Source organism: Flavobacterium omnivorum (genome assembly GCF_900099915.1).
Lineage (GTDB): Bacteria > Bacteroidota > Bacteroidia > Flavobacteriales > Flavobacteriaceae > Flavobacterium > Flavobacterium omnivorum.
In genome coordinates, this window is the sequence record NZ_FNDB01000003.1 from 339,626 (window position 1) to 357,515 (window position 17,890).

At 37.2% G+C, this 17,890-nt stretch carries 7 protein-coding genes; 1 reads left to right on the forward strand and 6 read right to left on the reverse strand.

Annotation, left to right across the window (positions count from 1 at the left end; all coding sequences use genetic code 11):
• Positions 1–19: 19 nt before the first annotated feature.
• The 3 genes from BLS90_RS05245 to BLS90_RS05255 all read right to left on the reverse strand — a co-directional run bounded on the left by BLS90_RS05245 (position 20) and on the right by BLS90_RS05255 (position 13,393).
• Positions 20–3,877 carry a T9SS sorting signal type C domain-containing protein gene (locus BLS90_RS05245; RefSeq protein WP_091256012.1) on the reverse strand — a complete coding sequence of 1,286 codons (3,858 nt, stop codon included), beginning with the start codon at positions 3,875–3,877 and terminating at the stop codon, positions 20–22.
• A gap of 187 nt (positions 3,878–4,064) precedes the next feature.
• Positions 4,065–8,966 (reverse strand): T9SS sorting signal type C domain-containing protein, encoded by a 4,902-nt coding sequence (locus BLS90_RS05250; RefSeq protein WP_091256015.1) that lies wholly within the window; start codon positions 8,964–8,966, stop codon positions 4,065–4,067.
• Positions 8,967–9,223: 257 nt separating this feature from the next.
• A complete protein-coding gene (locus tag BLS90_RS05255; protein ID WP_091256018.1) occupies positions 9,224–13,393 on the reverse strand; it encodes a T9SS sorting signal type C domain-containing protein in 4,170 nt (1,389 codons plus the stop codon).
• Positions 13,394–13,788: 395 nt separating this feature from the next.
• Here BLS90_RS05255 and BLS90_RS05260 point away from each other — a divergent pair, with 395 nt between their 5' ends.
• Complete coding sequence (locus BLS90_RS05260) at positions 13,789–14,286, forward strand: regulatory protein RecX (RefSeq protein ID WP_091256021.1); 498 nt, start codon at positions 13,789–13,791, stop codon at positions 14,284–14,286.
• 301 nt (positions 14,287–14,587) lie between these two features.
• Here the strand turns inward: BLS90_RS05260 and BLS90_RS05265 are convergent, their stop codons facing one another.
• The 3 genes from BLS90_RS05265 to bioD all read right to left on the reverse strand — a co-directional run bounded on the left by BLS90_RS05265 (position 14,588) and on the right by bioD (position 17,884).
• Complete coding sequence (locus BLS90_RS05265) at positions 14,588–15,742, reverse strand: beta-ketoacyl synthase N-terminal-like domain-containing protein (RefSeq protein ID WP_091256024.1); 1,155 nt, start codon at positions 15,740–15,742, stop codon at positions 14,588–14,590.
• Between the two features lie 217 nt (positions 15,743–15,959).
• Complete coding sequence (gene bioA, locus BLS90_RS05270) at positions 15,960–17,264, reverse strand: adenosylmethionine--8-amino-7-oxononanoate transaminase (protein ID WP_091256026.1); 1,305 nt, start codon at positions 17,262–17,264, stop codon at positions 15,960–15,962.
• 2 nt (positions 17,265–17,266) lie between these two features.
• Entirely contained in the window at positions 17,267–17,884 is a 618-nt protein-coding gene (gene bioD, locus BLS90_RS05275) for a dethiobiotin synthase (RefSeq protein ID WP_091256029.1), read from the reverse strand.
• Positions 17,885–17,890 lie beyond the last annotated feature (6 nt).

Consider the following 17,890-nt stretch of genomic DNA (forward strand, 5'->3'; position numbering starts at 1 on the left):
GATGGTTTTTTTATGAAAATTAGTAGCGCACTTTCTTAGTAACAGACAGCCCGTTTTGCATACCTATTTTTACCAGCACTATTTGAGGAGCTAAAAACCAACTTGTTATGGAAAAATCGGTCTTATTTATACCGTTTTTGTGGTATATTTTTTTTCCTTCTACACTATATATTGTAATCTCCTTTATGACTTCCTTTGATGAATTTACTCGCAATTCTTTGTTTTTACTCGAAACAAAAACGGACTCTTTATCCCTTTCCGTATCATTAACAGTCAAGGTTTTATTTATAAAACGAACAACAAAACGGTCATCAAAAGTCCCAATTGCAGTAGTAAAAGCATAACCTGTTTGGTTTAAATCCACTACGGTATTACTCCATTTATCCTCAATAAAAATACTTTGATTTGATAAAAGCCCATCCGTTTCATCGATTTCAATTGTAAAGTTCCCCGCTACTGTACTAGTGAATCCCAATTTAATTTCATCTGTTGGATCAAAGGGTAAAGCTCTCCCTTGTATCACTAAATTCTTCTCTTGATTAATGCTGTAAAAGTCTAAATACTGATTCCCATCAAAACTCTCTCCATCAATAGAAGGATCAAAATCATTTGTAGCTCCCTCGGCATATCCTATCAAAATCTGTTTGAAAGCTCCATCGCTATTCGATAAATTGAGCCAAATACGATGCTTTTCCATCGCGCTGGATTTGGATTTTTTTGATGAACCTACTTTAAAAAAATTAGTATTCTGACCCACTAGCCGCATTGTATTGTTAAAAACAGCAAATCCACCGCCATTACTACTCGTCACAAAAAAAGACTGTCCCGAGGCTATTTTTCCATCTGGTTTTGCATTATTAACTCCTGAATTTAAAGCAGCACTTGTACCTACACCTCCTAGAAGATTGTATACTGCATAATCATCTGAAGTATATACGTTTTTATTAATGGCAGTATTATGTGTCCAGAAATAAATGGTTCCATCTATAACTCCTTTGTTCCCATTTATAAAGGAATCTGCATTTATGGCTGAAGGGTAAGGATTACCAATTAAGTTGGAAGTATCGGTTGCCGCAATTGGAACTGAAACCAATCCATTATTTGGAACTCCTTTAAAAATAGCTTCGTAGTTTGCTGCGGTAGTTTCGGAAAAAACCCTTGGACCACGTATAATATAACCTCTACCGACGGACATTAAATTACTTGCATTCTCATTAAACCAGGAATCTCTCAATGCATCAAACGAATAAAATTTATCTATAGGCGTGTCGGGAGATACGTCAATCAATTTTTGACTTGAAACGGGTGAGGACCAATACGTGTAGTCAGTCACGAGCATTGGAGTTGTTTTTCTTTTCTGCTCAATGGTGCCTGAATTATTGACTTGCTCTTCAGATTGATACAAAGCCGCATTATTTTCTAGAATTAACGTACCTAAACCACCGTAGTCAAAAGCCAAACCTAAGGTGTTTCCATCTAGAACTGTAACTGTATTTCCTGCACTGATAGTACAAGAACAGGAATTTAGGTTACTTGCTGCGGTATAATTTTTGTTAAAAATTAGAGTCTTTTCTACCGAAGGGATTCCATTGTTCCAAAAAGACCCATCCCAAACAGAGCTATTTGTACACAGTTTGACTCGGGCAACCCGATGCTTTGCTACACCAGAAACAGAATTAAAATTTCCGCCTATCATTACTTTATTATTTGATGTAAAATCTATGCTAAATAACGTATTATTCAAATTTACAGTAAAGGTAGTATCATACATACCACTGGAAAGAAGACGTACCATTCGCCTTACCGCCGCTCCATTATAATTCCCAGAGAAGGTTCCTCCAATTAACAAGCGGTTGTCCGGTTGAACCAAAATAGCCCGAATTTCTCCATTGCTAAAACTGGATCCCGTTAGAAAAGAGGTGTCTAAACTACCGTCACTGTTCAATCGCAAAAGTCTTTTTGCAGATAGGCCTTTAAAATTCAAAAACGTCCCGCCTACAATTAGCTTTTTATCCGCTTGTAAGGCTAATGAAAATATATTTTTATCAAAACCAACACCAATTTCAAATGACGAATCTATGCTTCCATCGGAATTGAGTCGAACTATTCGATTGCACGAACTTCCATTAATGGTGGAGAACCGCCCACCCAAAACAATTTTTCCATCTAGTTGAACTATAACGACTTCTACAATAGCATCCGCTCCTAAGCCAGGATTAAAACTAGAATCTCTCATTCCATCAGGTAACAACCTTATAATTCTATTGCTAGCCGTACCATTATAACTCGTGAAATTACCACCCACAATTAGCTTTCCATCCGCTTGAATCGCCACGGAATACACTATATTGTTAAACCCCAACCCCATTACAAATGCAGGATCAATAGCTCCATTTGGGAACACTCTAGCAATTCGGTTTGTAGTTATACCATTATAACTTGTAAAACTTCCCACAAAAACAATTTTAGCATCCGTTTGTAGAGCGGCGCTTCTAATACTGTTATTTGCACCAATACCAGAGGAATCAAAGGACATATCGATTGTTCCATCTTCTCGTAATCGCGTAATTCGGGAAGCACTCACTCCGTTAAACTTTGTAAAATTTCCGAAAACCATTGTTTTGTTATCCAACAATGAAATCACCTTCAAAACCGAATTATCAAATCCAACACCTGCAGTCAAATAGCCAATATCATGTGTTCCCTCCCCATCGATTTTAGCTAGTCTACCTTGATTTTGAGAATCAAAAGCAGTAAAAGTACCACCCAAATAAAACGAACCTACTGCATCGTTCGTTAAAGTATAAACAATGCCCGTTGCTGGTCCAGAACCAATATCGAACACAGGATTTAGTACGCCATTAGCATCAAATAAAACTAATCTATTGACGTCAACTCCATTGTATTTTCCATTAAATGAGCCTCCAACCATAATGGTTCCAATAGAATCTAATTTTATAACATACACTCCCGAATCACTAAATCCTGTACCAGAATTAAAACTGTTATCAATTGATCCGTTTGCATTTAATCGAACAATTCTATTGGCTTCAGCTTCATTGTATGTTGTAAAATCACCTCCAACCAAAATTTTCCCATCCATTTGAATTGCAAGAGTTCGAGCGGCGTCATTAAAACCTGTTCCGGCATTAAAAGTAGCATCTATACTGCCATTCGCATTCAATCGAATTATTCGATTACACGAAATCCCATTGAATGAAGCAAATGATCCTGCTATCACTATCTTACCATCGGATTGAATTTGTACTGTATTTATGACACCACTTGCCCCTGTTCCACTTGCAAAAGTGGTATCGAGATTTCCATTGGGTAAAATTCTAGCAATCCTATTAACAGTGGTAGTATTGTATTTTGTGAAACTACCTGCAAGGACCAAGCTTCCATCAGCTTGCAAAGCGACTGAATATACTATCCCGGGAGTCGCTGCAGTCGAAGTGTCAAAAGTGCTGTCCCTGGAGCCATCGGCATTCAACCGAATTAATTTTCCGGCACTCGACCCATTAAATGATGTAAAGTTTCCCCCTACAATTATTTTACCGTCCGGTTGTATCAAAGTACAATACACCCCAGACTGGAAACCGATACCCAATGTAAAGGAAGGATCTTTAGAACCATCCGGCAACAACCGACATAAATAGGGAGTTGAACCTCCATTAAAGTTCAAAAAATCTCCCCCTACAATCAGTTTCCCATCAGCCTGCAACGCAGTTGTTCTAACGGCATTATCAAAACCATCCCCTAGCAAACCGTCATCAAAAGTATTGAATGTAGGATCAGACTTTCCTTGCTGGGAATAAGCTGCGTTTAAGATCGAAAAAAGAAATGCAATCCCGAAGTAAAGTAGTTTTGTTTTCAAATTTAGAGTGGATTTAAAATTCTATTATAAATAGCGATAGTAGCAATACTAAAGTATTTTTAATAAAAGTAGAAACAATCTTTATCTCTCACAATACCCACATTTAGTGATATTTACATAAATAAAAAACCCATTCAGTCTAAACAGAATGGGGTTTTTATAGGATTCAAAATTTAGTTCCTTGAGTCTAGAAAACAACTTTTTTTGAGAGGACCTGACCGTTGGTCAATATTACTTTTACTATGCCTATTTGGTTTTTCAGAGCATTATTTGAAGTTCGAAATTCAGTGCTGTTTACTGCTGGATTATCAAAGATTATTCGACCCAGCATATCAAAAACCGTAATTCGTTTTATGGTTTCCAATTCTGATTTTATCTTTAATTCGTTTTTATCTTTAGCAATCAGAACACCATTCACATTTAATTCAAAATCAGCCGATGCTAATGTTTTATCCTTAAAACGCAATTCAAAACGCTCATTGAAAGTTCCTTTTTCAGAATTGAAAATGTACGGATCTTCTTTTAGATTGTGAACGACATTTAATACTTTATCTTCTAAATAAATATTTTGATTGTCTGAAAATAATCCATCCACTTTATCGATGCTTATTGTTGCATCTCCGGCAACATTTATACTGTAACCAAAAGAAATTACATCGGTATCAACAAACGGCAGGGATTTACTTTGAATCGCCATCTTTGAAGTTCCAATGAAACTATACAATGAAAACGCTTGATTTTCATCATACACATAACTATCATAACCTGGATCAAAATCATTGGTAGAATTGGAACCATAGCCAACTAATGTTCCGGTCAAATCACTTGTTCCTTTTTGTAATTTCAGCCAAATTCTGTGCTTTTCTTCTTCTGTATTTTTGGTCTTTTTCTGTCTGTAGAAGTTGTTATTATTTGAAATAACTCTCATGCTGTTGTCAAAAGTAACATTGCCAGCCAAATCGTTCTCAATAAAAAATCCTTGACCCGATGCAATATATTGATTTGGATCAGTTATGTTCCCTGTTCCGGAATCTACTCCAACGCCCCCAAATAAATTATAAGTAGCATAATCCGATGCTAAATAATCGTTGCCTGACAAAGTGTGATTGTGTGTCCAAAAATACAACGTTCCTGTAATGGTCTGGTTGATTGTACCTGTTCCTACAAGATTAGCATTGATAAAAGCATCTGCATCAATGGCTGAAGGATAAGGGTTTCCTACTAATCTCTCGCCCACACCATCTGATGTTCTGACCGTAACCGGAATATTAATTGTACCATTATTAGGTACTCCAATAAACCGTAAAGAATCATCAACCGCTGGCATACCAGGCGGAATCAATGTCCCTTCTGCACGAATAGCATATCCTATTCCGGGTGCAAAAACAGTTGATGATGCATTTACATTAGCCCAATCATTATTGTATTCAAAATATTTATCGCTTTGAGTGTTTGGCGAAAAATCGCGTAATGTTTGTGTTCCTTTTGTTGGCGAAGACCAATACGTAAAATCATCTAAAACAATTGGAGTTGTATTTCTTCTTACGGTAACGTTCCCAACATTATTTCCTGTAAAAGTAGTTTGGACTAAACTTGAATTGTTTTCTAAAGTCAGTGTCCCCGAAGAAAGCACTGTTATTGCACTATCAAGGTTTAAAGAAACAGAATCATCAACAGTTACATCTCCATTAGTAATTGTAAATGTGTTTGCGACATCAATATCAGTAACAATTCTATAATTGCCTCCAATACCTGAAAATAACAGATTGTAGTAATTTCCGCCAGCTACAGTTTGTCCTATACCGTAATAATCTACAGTACCTGAAGGGAATGACACTCCATTTGAAACTCCTGAAAAACGTACAGTTCCATTCATGGCGTCAATAACAGTAAATGATAAATTGCCGTTTTTCATATCCAGTACAGCATCAGCTGCAGCGATATTTAAAATAGTGGCCGTTAAATTAAATCCATTCATATTGAATACCGTTGTTCCCACAGCCTCAATATTTAACTTATTACCGGCAATAATATTCCCTGATGCAGTTTGAGTCCCGGAACTATTTTTAAATTCTAAAGAAGGTGTTCCGTTATAAGTACCACTAACAATAGTTTGACCACCCACTGCATTATTAAAAATCACTGTGCACGTCCAAGCTTTACCTGCAGGAATTGGAGTTGCAGAGCTATTAGCTGTTAGAATTTTCCCGCTACCCGAATTTAAAAAAGTCCCTCCACCAATCAAGACAAAAATTGACATATCAAGCACAGATGATGAACTGTTTATGTTTAAAACATTATTTACTGTAAGTCCTATTGCAGCAGTAATACTTGAAAGCACGTTTGAGTTTGTAAGGTTATGAAAAGTAGAAACTATTGTCCCTTCAATTATTTGAGGTAAAGTTCCATTAAAGTTCACAGTACTGCTATTTGGAATAAATGTTCCATCATTTTTCCAGTTGCCACTAACGTTTAATGTATTAGTACCTGATAAGGATAAAATCGCACCATTAGAAATAGTTAAATTTCGAACATTCCCATTTGTGCCCAATGCTGGTTGATTGGTTGATGCTGATGTAATTACAACATTGGTAGACGACGATGGCAGTATTCCTCCACACCAATTTCCCGGAGTATTCCAATTGGAACTTATACTACCTATCCAAGTACCTTGAAGACAAGAAACATTCACGTTCAAAATACCGTTTGTAGTAGAGCCAAACCTTGTTGCATCTACGTTTGTTGCTGCAGATGTAGTACCTCCCCAAGATCCATTGCTTTGCAATGCTATACCAAAAGTCAAAGATTGCGAAGAAGAAAATCCACTTGAAAGTAGTGCAATAGCTGACCCGCTAATTTTTAAATCTCCCATTATAGTTGTAGCTGCGGGGAATGTTTTATTCCCAGTACCACTTAGGATTAAGTTCCCATAGGTTCGTGTAGCAACCGTTTGAACATTTCCACTATATTCCACTGTACTTAGGGCAGTTAAATTAGTATTATTAAACGACGGTAATGTGCTTGTAACTGTAACCTTCAATAAACCACCATTATTAACATTTAGCGTTAAACCTCCAGAAATTGCGAAACCTCCATTTTCCAAAGTTGCTCCACCAGCAATAGCAAGAGACGAAGAAGCTCCAAAAGTTTTAATCCCGCTTACCGTAATTATTCCCGTATTTATGATCGTAACTCCGCCAGTTGCGGTGAATGGACTTCCCCACTCTAATCCTGTAGGCAAAGAAACAGTTCTATTGTATTGAAGCGTAGCTGCCGAACCATAATTTGGAACCGCCGAAACCGTTGCTGTTCCTTCCATAGAAAGAATACCATTGATTATAGGAATACCCGTAAACGTTTTTATCCCGGAATTTGAAAATATCAGATTATTAAATGTTGTGGCTGTTGCCAATGTCTGTGCGGTTCCACCAAAATTTACAATTCCGATCCCTGCTACAAAATTAGCTCCTATACCATTCCAAGCTGTGGCACTTGTCGCATTTACATTAAGCCTGCTTGAACCACCATTCAATATTCCGTTTGATAAGGTTACAATACCTGATAATGTATGTGTCAATCCTGAACCTAGATTTAAAGTTCCGCCAGTTCCATTAATTGTTAATGCACCTCCGCTAACAGCACCTGTAAAAATTGCTGTTGCTGCAGTCTTTACCATAGATATTGCTCCTGTTGTTGAGAAAGCTCCAATGTTTTGAGGAACTGTCCCAGCTATTGTAACACCGCCTGTAGTTCCGGTTATACTCCCGCCATTATTGATAAGATCTCCATTTAAGGTTAACAAAAAAGTAGATAAAAGTAACTTTCCACCACCGTTTACGGTTAAAGGAATTGAGTTATTGAACGTTTTAGCCGAATTTAGTGTTACGTTTTGGGTTGTGTTAATCACAACACCTCCAGAAGCAGCAAAAGGACTTATCCACTCTGCTCCAACGTTCCTTATAGTTGAGGTATTGTATTGCAAAGTAGCCGAAGCGCCATAAGTTGGAGCTGCCGAGGCGGTTGCTGTTCCTTCCATGGAAAGAACTTTATTTATAAAAGTTGTTGCTGTTGTTATGGTTTTTGATCCGGAGCCAGAAAGCGTCAAATTATTATAGGTTACGGGAGCTACTGTCTGAGCAGTACCAGTTGCTCGGTAATATTCTACCGTTCCTGTGCCAGCATTAAATGTTCCAACAGTTCCCGAAGCACTTAAGCCAATCCTAAGTAAACTTGAGCCGCAATTAAGCGTTCCATTTGTTCTTGTCCACGTTGAGCTAAAGGAATGTGTTCCTGACACTAAATCTAAGGTTCCACCAACTCCATTTATAGTCAATCCACCACCATTTACATTCCCTGTTAGAGTGGCTATCCCTCCTGTTTTAAGCATACTAACTATTCCTGTTGTGGTAAATCCTTGTATGGTTTGATTAGCTGTACCCGTAAATTGAACTAATGCGGAGCTTAAAGTAACCGACCCAGAAGTGCTATAATTCCCTCCCAACAACAATCTTCCCGCACCACTTAATGTAAAATTTCCAGAGTTATTGAAATTTCCAGATGCAATCGTTAAGCGACCAGTAGTGAGCGTAAAATTACCTGAATTTGTAAAATTACCTGTCAACGCTACAATTCCTGTTGTTCCCGTCAGCGTTCCGTTATTTACAAAAAACCCGGTAGTAGTAAGTGTTCTATTCGCTATATTCAAGGTTGCTCCTGCATTAATAGTAACGTTGACAATACTGGCACTTGTTCCTACTGTAACTACATTTGCTCCCGTAGTGGCGATAATAACATCATCACCCGCAACTGGCGCAACGCCTCCAACCCAAGTAGAACCTGTTGCCCATGTTCCTCCTGCAGCGGTACTCGTTCTAATGGCTGCACTAGCCCCTATAAAAGAAAAAAACAACACAACAAAGAATATTGTTTTTCGAACTGTAAAACTAGAATGAATCGCACCCAATAGATCACCAAATTCGCAAGTAAGATCTGCAATACTACTATTGTTTTTTTTTGTTTTTGGGGTTTGTAATGAAGCTGCGAGCTGCGCTAAAAGTATAAATAATGGAGAACGTAATTTTTTAATCATAAGGATGTAAAATTGATTTGCGGGGCGATTATAAAAAAACAACTAAATCTGTTTTAGCATAATAGCTACAAAATCAAATTATATTCCCCACAATTCAAAATTAATCCGATTAAAGGCAATTTATATAGACTAAATACACAATAATATGTATTTTGTTTAAAATTTTACGTGCTTGAAAAATTATAAAACAAAAAAAAATCCCATGTTATTAAACATAAAATGGGATTTTAACTCGATTCATGAACTTTTATAAAGTGCTAAAAAGCGACTTTTTTAGAGATTACTTGCCCATTAGCCAACGTCACTTTTACAATTCCCATTTGCTTAAATAAACTAACATTTGAAGAACGGAATTCAGTTTCATCTAAAGCTTCTTTATCAAATACTTTTTTCCCTAGTAAATCAAAAATAGTTACTCGTTTTATCGTTTCGGTTGCTGATTTTATCTTCAATTCATTCTTGTCCTTAGAAATAATCACTTGATCCTCTAATTGGTCCAAATCAGCTACTCCTAAAGTTTTATCTGTATAACGCAATACAAAACGATCGTCAAAGGTTCCTATTGCGGTTGTAAAGGTATAAGCCTCCTTTGTTAAATTGTGAATCGAATTATTCAATTTGTCTTCTAAATAAATATTTTGACTAACTAACAATCCGTCCACCTCGTCAATACTAATTGAGAAATCACCTTCTATCGCAGAACTGTATCCTAATGCTACAAAATCATTCTCGTCAAATGGTAAAGTCCTACCTTGAATCGCCAAAAATTCACCTTCACTAATACTATAGAAATCAATAAACTCATTCCCGTTATAGCTTGGCCCGTCAAAAGAAGAATCATAATCATTAGTAGCGCCTGTAATATAACCGACTAACATTTGCTTGAACGCACCTTGCGTATTAGTAAGGTTTAACCACACGCGATGTTTCTCTATTGTGTTTGTCTTTTTTGTTGAATTTTTCACTTTGAAAAACTGAGAGTTATTCATAATAGCATCGTTTACGTCAAGCCTCATCCTATTATTAAATACAATAGTATTATTGGTTGGATCAAGTCTACTACTGGTAAAAAAAGCTTGTCCTGCTGCTATTTCTCCAGTAGGCTTTGCACTAATGCTTTGTGATGCTGCACTACCAGGATTAGTTGCAAGTCCTCCAGTAAGATTATATGTAGCATAATCATTTGATGAATACGCATACACTCCAGATCCGGGATTAAAGACTGCATCTCCTATTGGAGTCATATGTGTCCAAAAATAAAGCGTACCATCTAGCACAGCACTATTGTCGTTTATAAACCTATTAGCGCTTAATGCCGAAGGATATGGATTTCCCAAAAGATAAGATCTGTCTTTAATAATTCCGGGAAGCTCTATTTTACCATTATTTGGAGTTCCTTTAAAAGTAGCTTCATGAAAAGCCAAAGGAGGAGGAGGCGTCGCAACAATTTTGGGCCCTCTAATAATGTAACCCGTTCCAACCCCCATAACAGTAGATGGAACCGCATTATTCCAATTATCGTCCGCTGCATTAAATGAATAAAAGAAGTCCGAAGGTGTTTTAGGAGATACATCAATCAATTTTTGCCCCGCTACTGGTGATGACCAATACGTGTAATCCGTCTCTCTGGTTGTACTATTACTACGAATATAGGATATAACACCTGAATTAACCGCGGCATCATTGACCTGTACCAAGCTCGCATTGTTGTGAAGAGTAAGACTTGTACCCGCGGCTGTATTTACTTTTACAGCATTCGTTATTTTTAACGTATGACCAGATTGTACAGTCACTTGAACTCCAGAATTCACGGTACAATCGCAGCCTTCCAGATTTCCAATAGAGGTATAGTTACCTGAGAAAACGATGCTTTGTTCAATTGTTGGCGGACCATTTGTCCAAGTACCATTGTATGTTGCCACCAGTGGCAACGGATTAATCGATACATTAGAACTAATAGGAGAAGTACAAGTACCATTAGACACTGAAAAAGTATAGGTTGTTCCCGCTACCAAACCTCCTACTGTTGCCGTTGCTCCTGTCCCTGTTAATCCTGTTAAGCCTGCTGTATTTGGAGTTGCAATAATGGTTCGAGATCCAGTTGCTGGCAAACCGCTTAATGAAACACTTCCTAATGCTAGTACACAAGTAGGTTGCGTTATCGCTCCCACAACTGGTACCCCTAGTGCTAAAAATGTGGATAAAAACCGCACACGTGACTGTCCTCCATTTTCAAAATACTCTAAAACAAAATTAGTAGTACCGCTAAGGTAAACCGTAGAGGTAGTTTCTTGGTACGAATGTGCATTCCAGTTATTTATAACATAAGTTAGGCCTCCGTCTAAACTTAAACGATAACCATCGTCGCCACCTACCGTAAAAGTATAGCAACCTGCTGGTAAATTTCTGTTCATTTTAAATCGTACGGCAAAATTATCAGCATAACTGCCACAGACATTAGGTCCTGAAAGCGCTCCGACACCTAAATTTAAATCAAAACTCTCCGTTTGCGTTACATACCCTCTATAGGTTGTACTAAAGGCATTGGTTGGCGGATTACCTCCATTTGTGTTGGCATATACAAAACCAATCCACGAGCCCGCACCATAGGTAACTTCATCTCCTTGTGGTGGAACTACAGAAATAGTTACTGGTGCTGTGTAAGGAGAATAACAAGTAACTCCTCCACTCACTGAAACTGTCCTCCTTTGATAACTTGTAGTTGCAATTAAGACTGGCGGAGAGTAATTTGCTGTTGTTTCCGCTGCAATTGTAACATAGCTTCCGCTAGCATTTGTTTGCCATTCGTAAGTAATAGCTCCTGAACCTGTTCCTACAGCTGTTGATGTTAAAGGAGATGGTGCTGTGTTACTACATATCGTTTGATCAGAACCAATTGTTCCTTGAGTTACTGCAGTATTTACTCTAACCATCACAATTGCGGAAGTGCTGGAATAAGTACATGAGGTTACCACTCTCCTGAACCAAGTATTTTGAGTCAATGGACCAGAAGTATAATTTACACTATTATTGGAACCTACTGCAGCTGCAAAACCTGCAGTGGCACTTGTAGTGCTACTTTGCCATTGGTATGTAAAGGTTCCAGTTCCTCCCGAAGGTGTAGCTCCAGTAATAGATACAATGCTCCCATTACAAATAGGTTGCGCGTAAGTTGCTGTAACAAACAATCTTTTACCTGTTCCTTCACAAGGATCAGTAAAAACTGTATTTGTAGCAGGAATCGTAGCTGTTGTGTTGCCTACTACATAACCCTCTGCTACAGATTGACTCGTTATGGAATGACAAGCACCTAATGTAAAATTTGGAGCTGTGCCATTTGGAGTGCCATAACTAGCAAAATTAACTGTAGCAAAATACGTATTAACTGGCGCGTTCAAAACCAAATTATTCCCTTCATTCGCAGTGGCATTAACTGGCATAGAAGTACCATTTGAATATGATACATTATTATTAGATATTGGTAGGTTAACAGTAAAACTAGTTGTACTTGTAGTTGTACCGCCAGGAGTAATAACTGTTATTGTACCAGTAGTGGCTGTATTTGGTAATTGTGCAGTTATTTGTGTACTACTATTTACTACAAAAACCGCAGCCACTCCATTAAAGTTAACTGTAGTTGCATCTGTAAAATTTCTTCCTGTTAGAACTACTGAAACTCCAGAATTTCCACAAGAATTGTTTGGTGTAAAACTGGCAATCACAGGTTTAGGCGTCCAAGTGAACGTCAATCCATTTACAGGCAATTCCCCTGATCCACTTCCAGTTCTACAACTAGCTGTATTAATAGTCCCTTGAGCAGACGAAGACCAGTTATTAGTAACTGATCTATTATTAAAATCACTGTTACTAGAGCCACGCAAACCCACCTGAGCATTCAAATCAGTATCATAATTTGTGGCACTGCCACCGTAAACAACTTGAACTACATTACTTGATTCATTCAATCTTATTTGAAAATTAAAATCTCCATTTCTAAGATTCCTACCCTCATATCGTCTGGTCTCCGTCCACTGTACTGTAAAAACTCTATTTGGCGCTGTGCCAGTTATACCATAAACTATATATTTCCTACTCTCTAAATCCATACCTAAAGCGCTAATTGACCCAGCATAACCTCCATTAGTAGAAATAGGCAAGTAACTAGTTGCTGAAGAAACAGTTGAACCAAAAGTAATATATCCATTAGAGTTAATAGAGCAAGTAGTGTGGGTGATTCCGTTAAATTCAAAAGAAAACCCAATTGGTATAGTGTTTTCAGTAACAAAATCATCCCAATTATAATTTTGCACTCCTGAAAAAGCTGTATAAGTACCAGAGAATTGTGAAAAAGAGTAATCCGCCACTTGTCCATAACCTAAAACAAAACTAAAAAAGAATGCAATTAGTAAAAGTAATTTTTTATTCATGTGATGATATTTTTTTATGTATCTTATATTTAAATCCTTAATTCGCTTTAACAACAAAAAAAGTAAAATCAGCTACGTTTGTAATATCGCTCCGTTTTTTAAATAAATTCTAATTTAATCGACCAAGTACTTAATAATCGGTTGAAATACATGTTTTAAGAGTTTGAAATATATAATTTTTAGCCTTTTTTTAATTCATTTTTTTAAGACTAACTCCCTTTAAAATAAGACTTAATATCAATAAAATGACAATCTGTTTTTTTGCGAAATCAACAAAAATTAAATTACTATTTGCCCTTAGAAGCAATATCAATTTAAAGACTTATTTTTGAGATAAAATTGTTGAAATCATATATCAACTTTAAGCTCGATAATACTGTTGTAAAACCAAGAAAATGAACCCCATATATACCGTAAAAATAGCCATTCCTAAAATTGAACACTACTGCGCCTATCAGGAACGCTGTCACGAAGAAGTGGTACAAAAACTGTGGAGCATGAAAATGGACTCTGATGAAATCGACACGATTGTAGTACATCTGATCAAAGATAATTTCCTGAATGAAAGTCGGTTTGCCTGCAGTTTCGCAAGAGGAAAACACCGCATCAAATTTTGGGGAAAAATCAGAATTGTAAACGAATTGAAATTTCGAAAAATCACACAATACAACATCAATCTGGCACTTAAGGAAATTACGCCTGAGGAATATGCAACAACCTTTGACTCCCTTTCCCAAAGACAATGGGAAGCCATCCGGGAAACAAACCGATTGAAAAAACGCAAAAAATTCTGTGATTATTTACTCCGAAAAGGTTATGAGAGTAATTTAGTTTACGAAAAAGTAAAAGAACTGGAAAGTTGGAACACGGATGACACGGATATAGCGGATTAACGCTGATTTATTTTTAGGTTGCCCAAAAAAAAGCTACTCCAAAACAATTAATTTTAGCCCAAGATTCAGTTCTAAGTCACATTGAAAAAAAACCAAAACCAACAATAGAATTATTTGATTTCATTCAAATGGTATTCCACACAAAAATACAAACCCGCTTAAATCTGCGGCATCTGTGTGTCATTAAACCTTGACCTATATATACAGCTCGCACCAATTAACAATGATTGCCAAAATTTGTGAAATTAGAGTAATTCGTAGCTCCCTTTTTACAAAAGCACACCTCTTATAAATTGCATCGTCATACACTCAAAAGTATACTCACGGCATTACCTCCAAAACCAACGGCATTAATCAATACTTTCTTAATCGGCTTGGTTTGAATTTGTGCTTCTGCAAAAGGAACTCCGATAAATCGATTGTGTTGCATCATCAGTATAGCGAGTTCCATACTCAAAATTCCCGATGCGCCAAAAGTGTGACCAATTTTCCATTTATTGGTGGTCAATAATGGGAGGCTTTCGCCAAAAACTTTCTCTATGGCTTTGTACTCAGTCAAGTCGCCTTTGATGGTTCCCGGAGCATGCATCACAATGACATCAACTTCGGACAAATCAGTATTTTGTAATGCCATTTTCATTGATTTTTGGAAACAAGTTGCTTCTGCCGATATTGAAATACTATGTTCCAATAACTCTGTAGCATATCCAATTCCTTCAATGTAAGCCAATGCGTTTTCTTTTTTTCCTATTTCGAGGCAACACACGCCGGCACCTTCGCCAAGAATCATGGTATTCTTCTTTTTTTCTAAATCAAGTGCCCGATTGGGATATTCTTCGGTACTGTTCGAATAAATTTTCAACGCGCGCATTTGGGCAATTGTAAAATCAGTTAAAGGCGCTTCAGTTCCACCCACTAAAAATTTATCGGCCATTCCTGCTTTTAGCCACGCCACTCCGTTCAGAACGGCATGCAACGCGGTAGAACACGTAATAGAATGTGAGATTTCCGGTCCGGAACTTTGCAAATCATGAGCTACCCAAGAAGAAATATTGCCCAAAGTAGTCGTTGGAGAAGCTAAAGTTTGTGCTTTCCCTGATTTTAAATATTCCTGATAATGCGTTTCAAATAAATCAGTAGCACCACGAGAGGAACCAATATTGATTCCGAAAACGTCTTTTGAAGTCCAACCTGCATTTTGCATGGCTTGTCGCGAAGCAGCCATGGCATACAAAACCGATTGGTCCAAAGATTTATATTTACTGTCTGACTGTTTCAATTTGCGAATTATTTCACTGGAATCAGCATCAATTTTGGCTGCAAATGTGTTTTTTTGGTCTAAAAAATGTTCGGATAAACAATGATTTTCCTTTAGATAATTTTCCCATATTCCTTCAGGTGTGTTTCCTAAAGGCGAAATGGAAGCTATGGCGGTTATGGAGATTATTGTTGACAAGATATTTTATTTTCCGCAAAGGTCGCAAAGTTTTTCGTGAAATTGGCACACGGATGACACAGATTTTAATCGATAAAAACGGATTTTTTTAATATGTGGAAATCCGTTCAATCCGTTTAATCTATGGCCAAAAAATAGCACACGGATGACACGGATCTAAACCGATAAAAACGGATCTTTCTAATCTGTGTAAATCCGTTTAATCTGTGGCGAAAAACTAGACTATTTCTAAAGCATTTTCGACTACTTGATATACTGTATCTAATTGCTCATCCGTAATAATGTAAGGAGGTAATATGTACACAATATTGCCAACCGGACGCAGAACCACGCCGTTTTCGATAAAAAAATCGTAGAGTTTGTTGCGTAAACTTCCATAATAAGTAGCTGCACTTTCTGTTTTTATTTCTAAAGCAAAAATAACGCCCAGCACACGAGTAGCAGTTACTTTTGCATGGTTTTTAATGCGCTCCTGAAATTCCAGATGATTTTGATTTACCCGAGCAATATTCGCTTGCATTTCATCGGATTGTAACAACTCCAAACTAGCCAAAGCCGCCGCGCAACCTGTTGGATTTGCTGTAAATGTGTGTCCATGAAACAACGCTTTATTTATATCATCATCATAAAAAGCATCAAATAAATCCTGCGTAAAAGTTGTAATCGCCATAGGAATTGTTCCTCCGGTCAATGCTTTGGACAAACACATCATATCTGGTTTTTCAATCAAATAATCCGTTGCAAATGTTTTTCCCGTTTTCCCAAAGCCCGTCATCACTTCATCTGCAATGGTCAGTACATTACTCTGCTGACAAATTCGTATTAATTTATCTAAAGATTCTGGCTCATACATTACCATTCCTGCAGCTCCCTGAACCAAAGGCTCAAAAATAAAACCCGCACAATTATTGTTTTTTATAACCGATTGTAAAGCATCATAACTTTCCTGCTCAAGTCCTTTTACAGGAACCGGAATCCGAATCACTTCAATCAAAGAATCCTTAAATGCTTCGACAAAAAACGATATTCCGCTTGCAGCCATAGCGCCAAAAGTGTCGCCGTGAAATGCGTTTTCGAAAGCAATTATCGCAGTTCTCTTTTCTCCTTTATTGAAAAAATATTGTAGTGCAACTTTAATCGCAATTTCAACAGCCGTAGAACCATTATCGGAAAAGAAAATTTTTTGTTGGTTTTTGGGTAAAATTTCCATCAACTTCTCGCCAACCAAAATAGCAGGTTCGTGTGTAAAACCACCAAAAAGCACATGCTCTAATGTTGTGAGCTGTTTGTAAATGGCATCAGCAATAAATGTATTCGAATGTCCATAAGGATTCACCCACCAAGAGGCAATTGCATCGATGTATTCTTTATTATTTTCGTCCCAAAGCAATGCGCCTTTCCCTTTTTTAATGGCAATTGGCAGCGCTGCAGTTTTGTGTTGGGTATATGGATGCCAAAGATTTTGTTGATCTCTTTCTGTAAGCCCCCTAGTCACCGAAGTAGATATATTTGTGCTCGTCATAATTATAAATTCAATAGATTTTCTCTAAATCGGTCTGCGTATTCTTTGATGACATTTTGATCAAAATAGGGTTCTTGTTCTATTCGTCCAATGCATTTTACTCCCGTTTTACTCAATATTATTGCTTCAGTAGCTTTGTTTTCATCTCCCGAAAAAACTATTCCCGCGACTGTGATTTTTCTATTTTGCAAGGCCTCAATTGTCAATAACGTATGATTGATGCTTCCTAGATAATGTCTGGATACCACAATAACTTTATAATCAGGCTGGATCAAATCAATCACGCAATCCTTTGAATTTAAAGGGACAAAAACGCCTCCCGCACCTTCAATGACCAAATGATTTTCTGTTTTGGGCTCGATGATTTTATCTAGATCAATGGAAATTCGGTCCAATTCAGCAGCAAAATGCGGACTGGCTGGTGTATTCAAAGCATAGCTATTGGGATGAATCACCGTCTTTTTATTTGACAAAAAAGACTTGATTTTATGACTATCAGAGTTTTCTAAATCGCCTGCTTGAATAGGTTTCCAATAATCAGCTTCTAAAGCTTCTGTAATAATAGCTGACGAGATGGTTTTACCTACATCGGTTCCAATTCCTGTTATAAATAGTTTCATATAATT

Bases quoted from the DNA above. Each gene is read 5' to 3' on its own strand.
- bioA (WP_091256026.1), bottom strand. From the start codon at position 17,264: ATGACGAGCACAAATATATCTACTTCGGTGACTAGGGGGCTTACAGAA.
- bioD (WP_091256029.1), bottom strand. From the start codon at position 17,884: ATGAAACTATTTATAACAGGAATTGGAACCGATGTAGGTAAAACCATC.
- BLS90_RS05255 (WP_091256018.1), bottom strand. From the start codon at position 13,393: ATGAATAAAAAATTACTTTTACTAATTGCATTCTTTTTTAGTTTTGTT.
- BLS90_RS05260 (WP_091256021.1), top strand. From the start codon at position 13,789: ATGAACCCCATATATACCGTAAAAATAGCCATTCCTAAAATTGAACAC.
- BLS90_RS05250 (WP_091256015.1), bottom strand. From the start codon at position 8,966: ATGATTAAAAAATTACGTTCTCCATTATTTATACTTTTAGCGCAGCTC.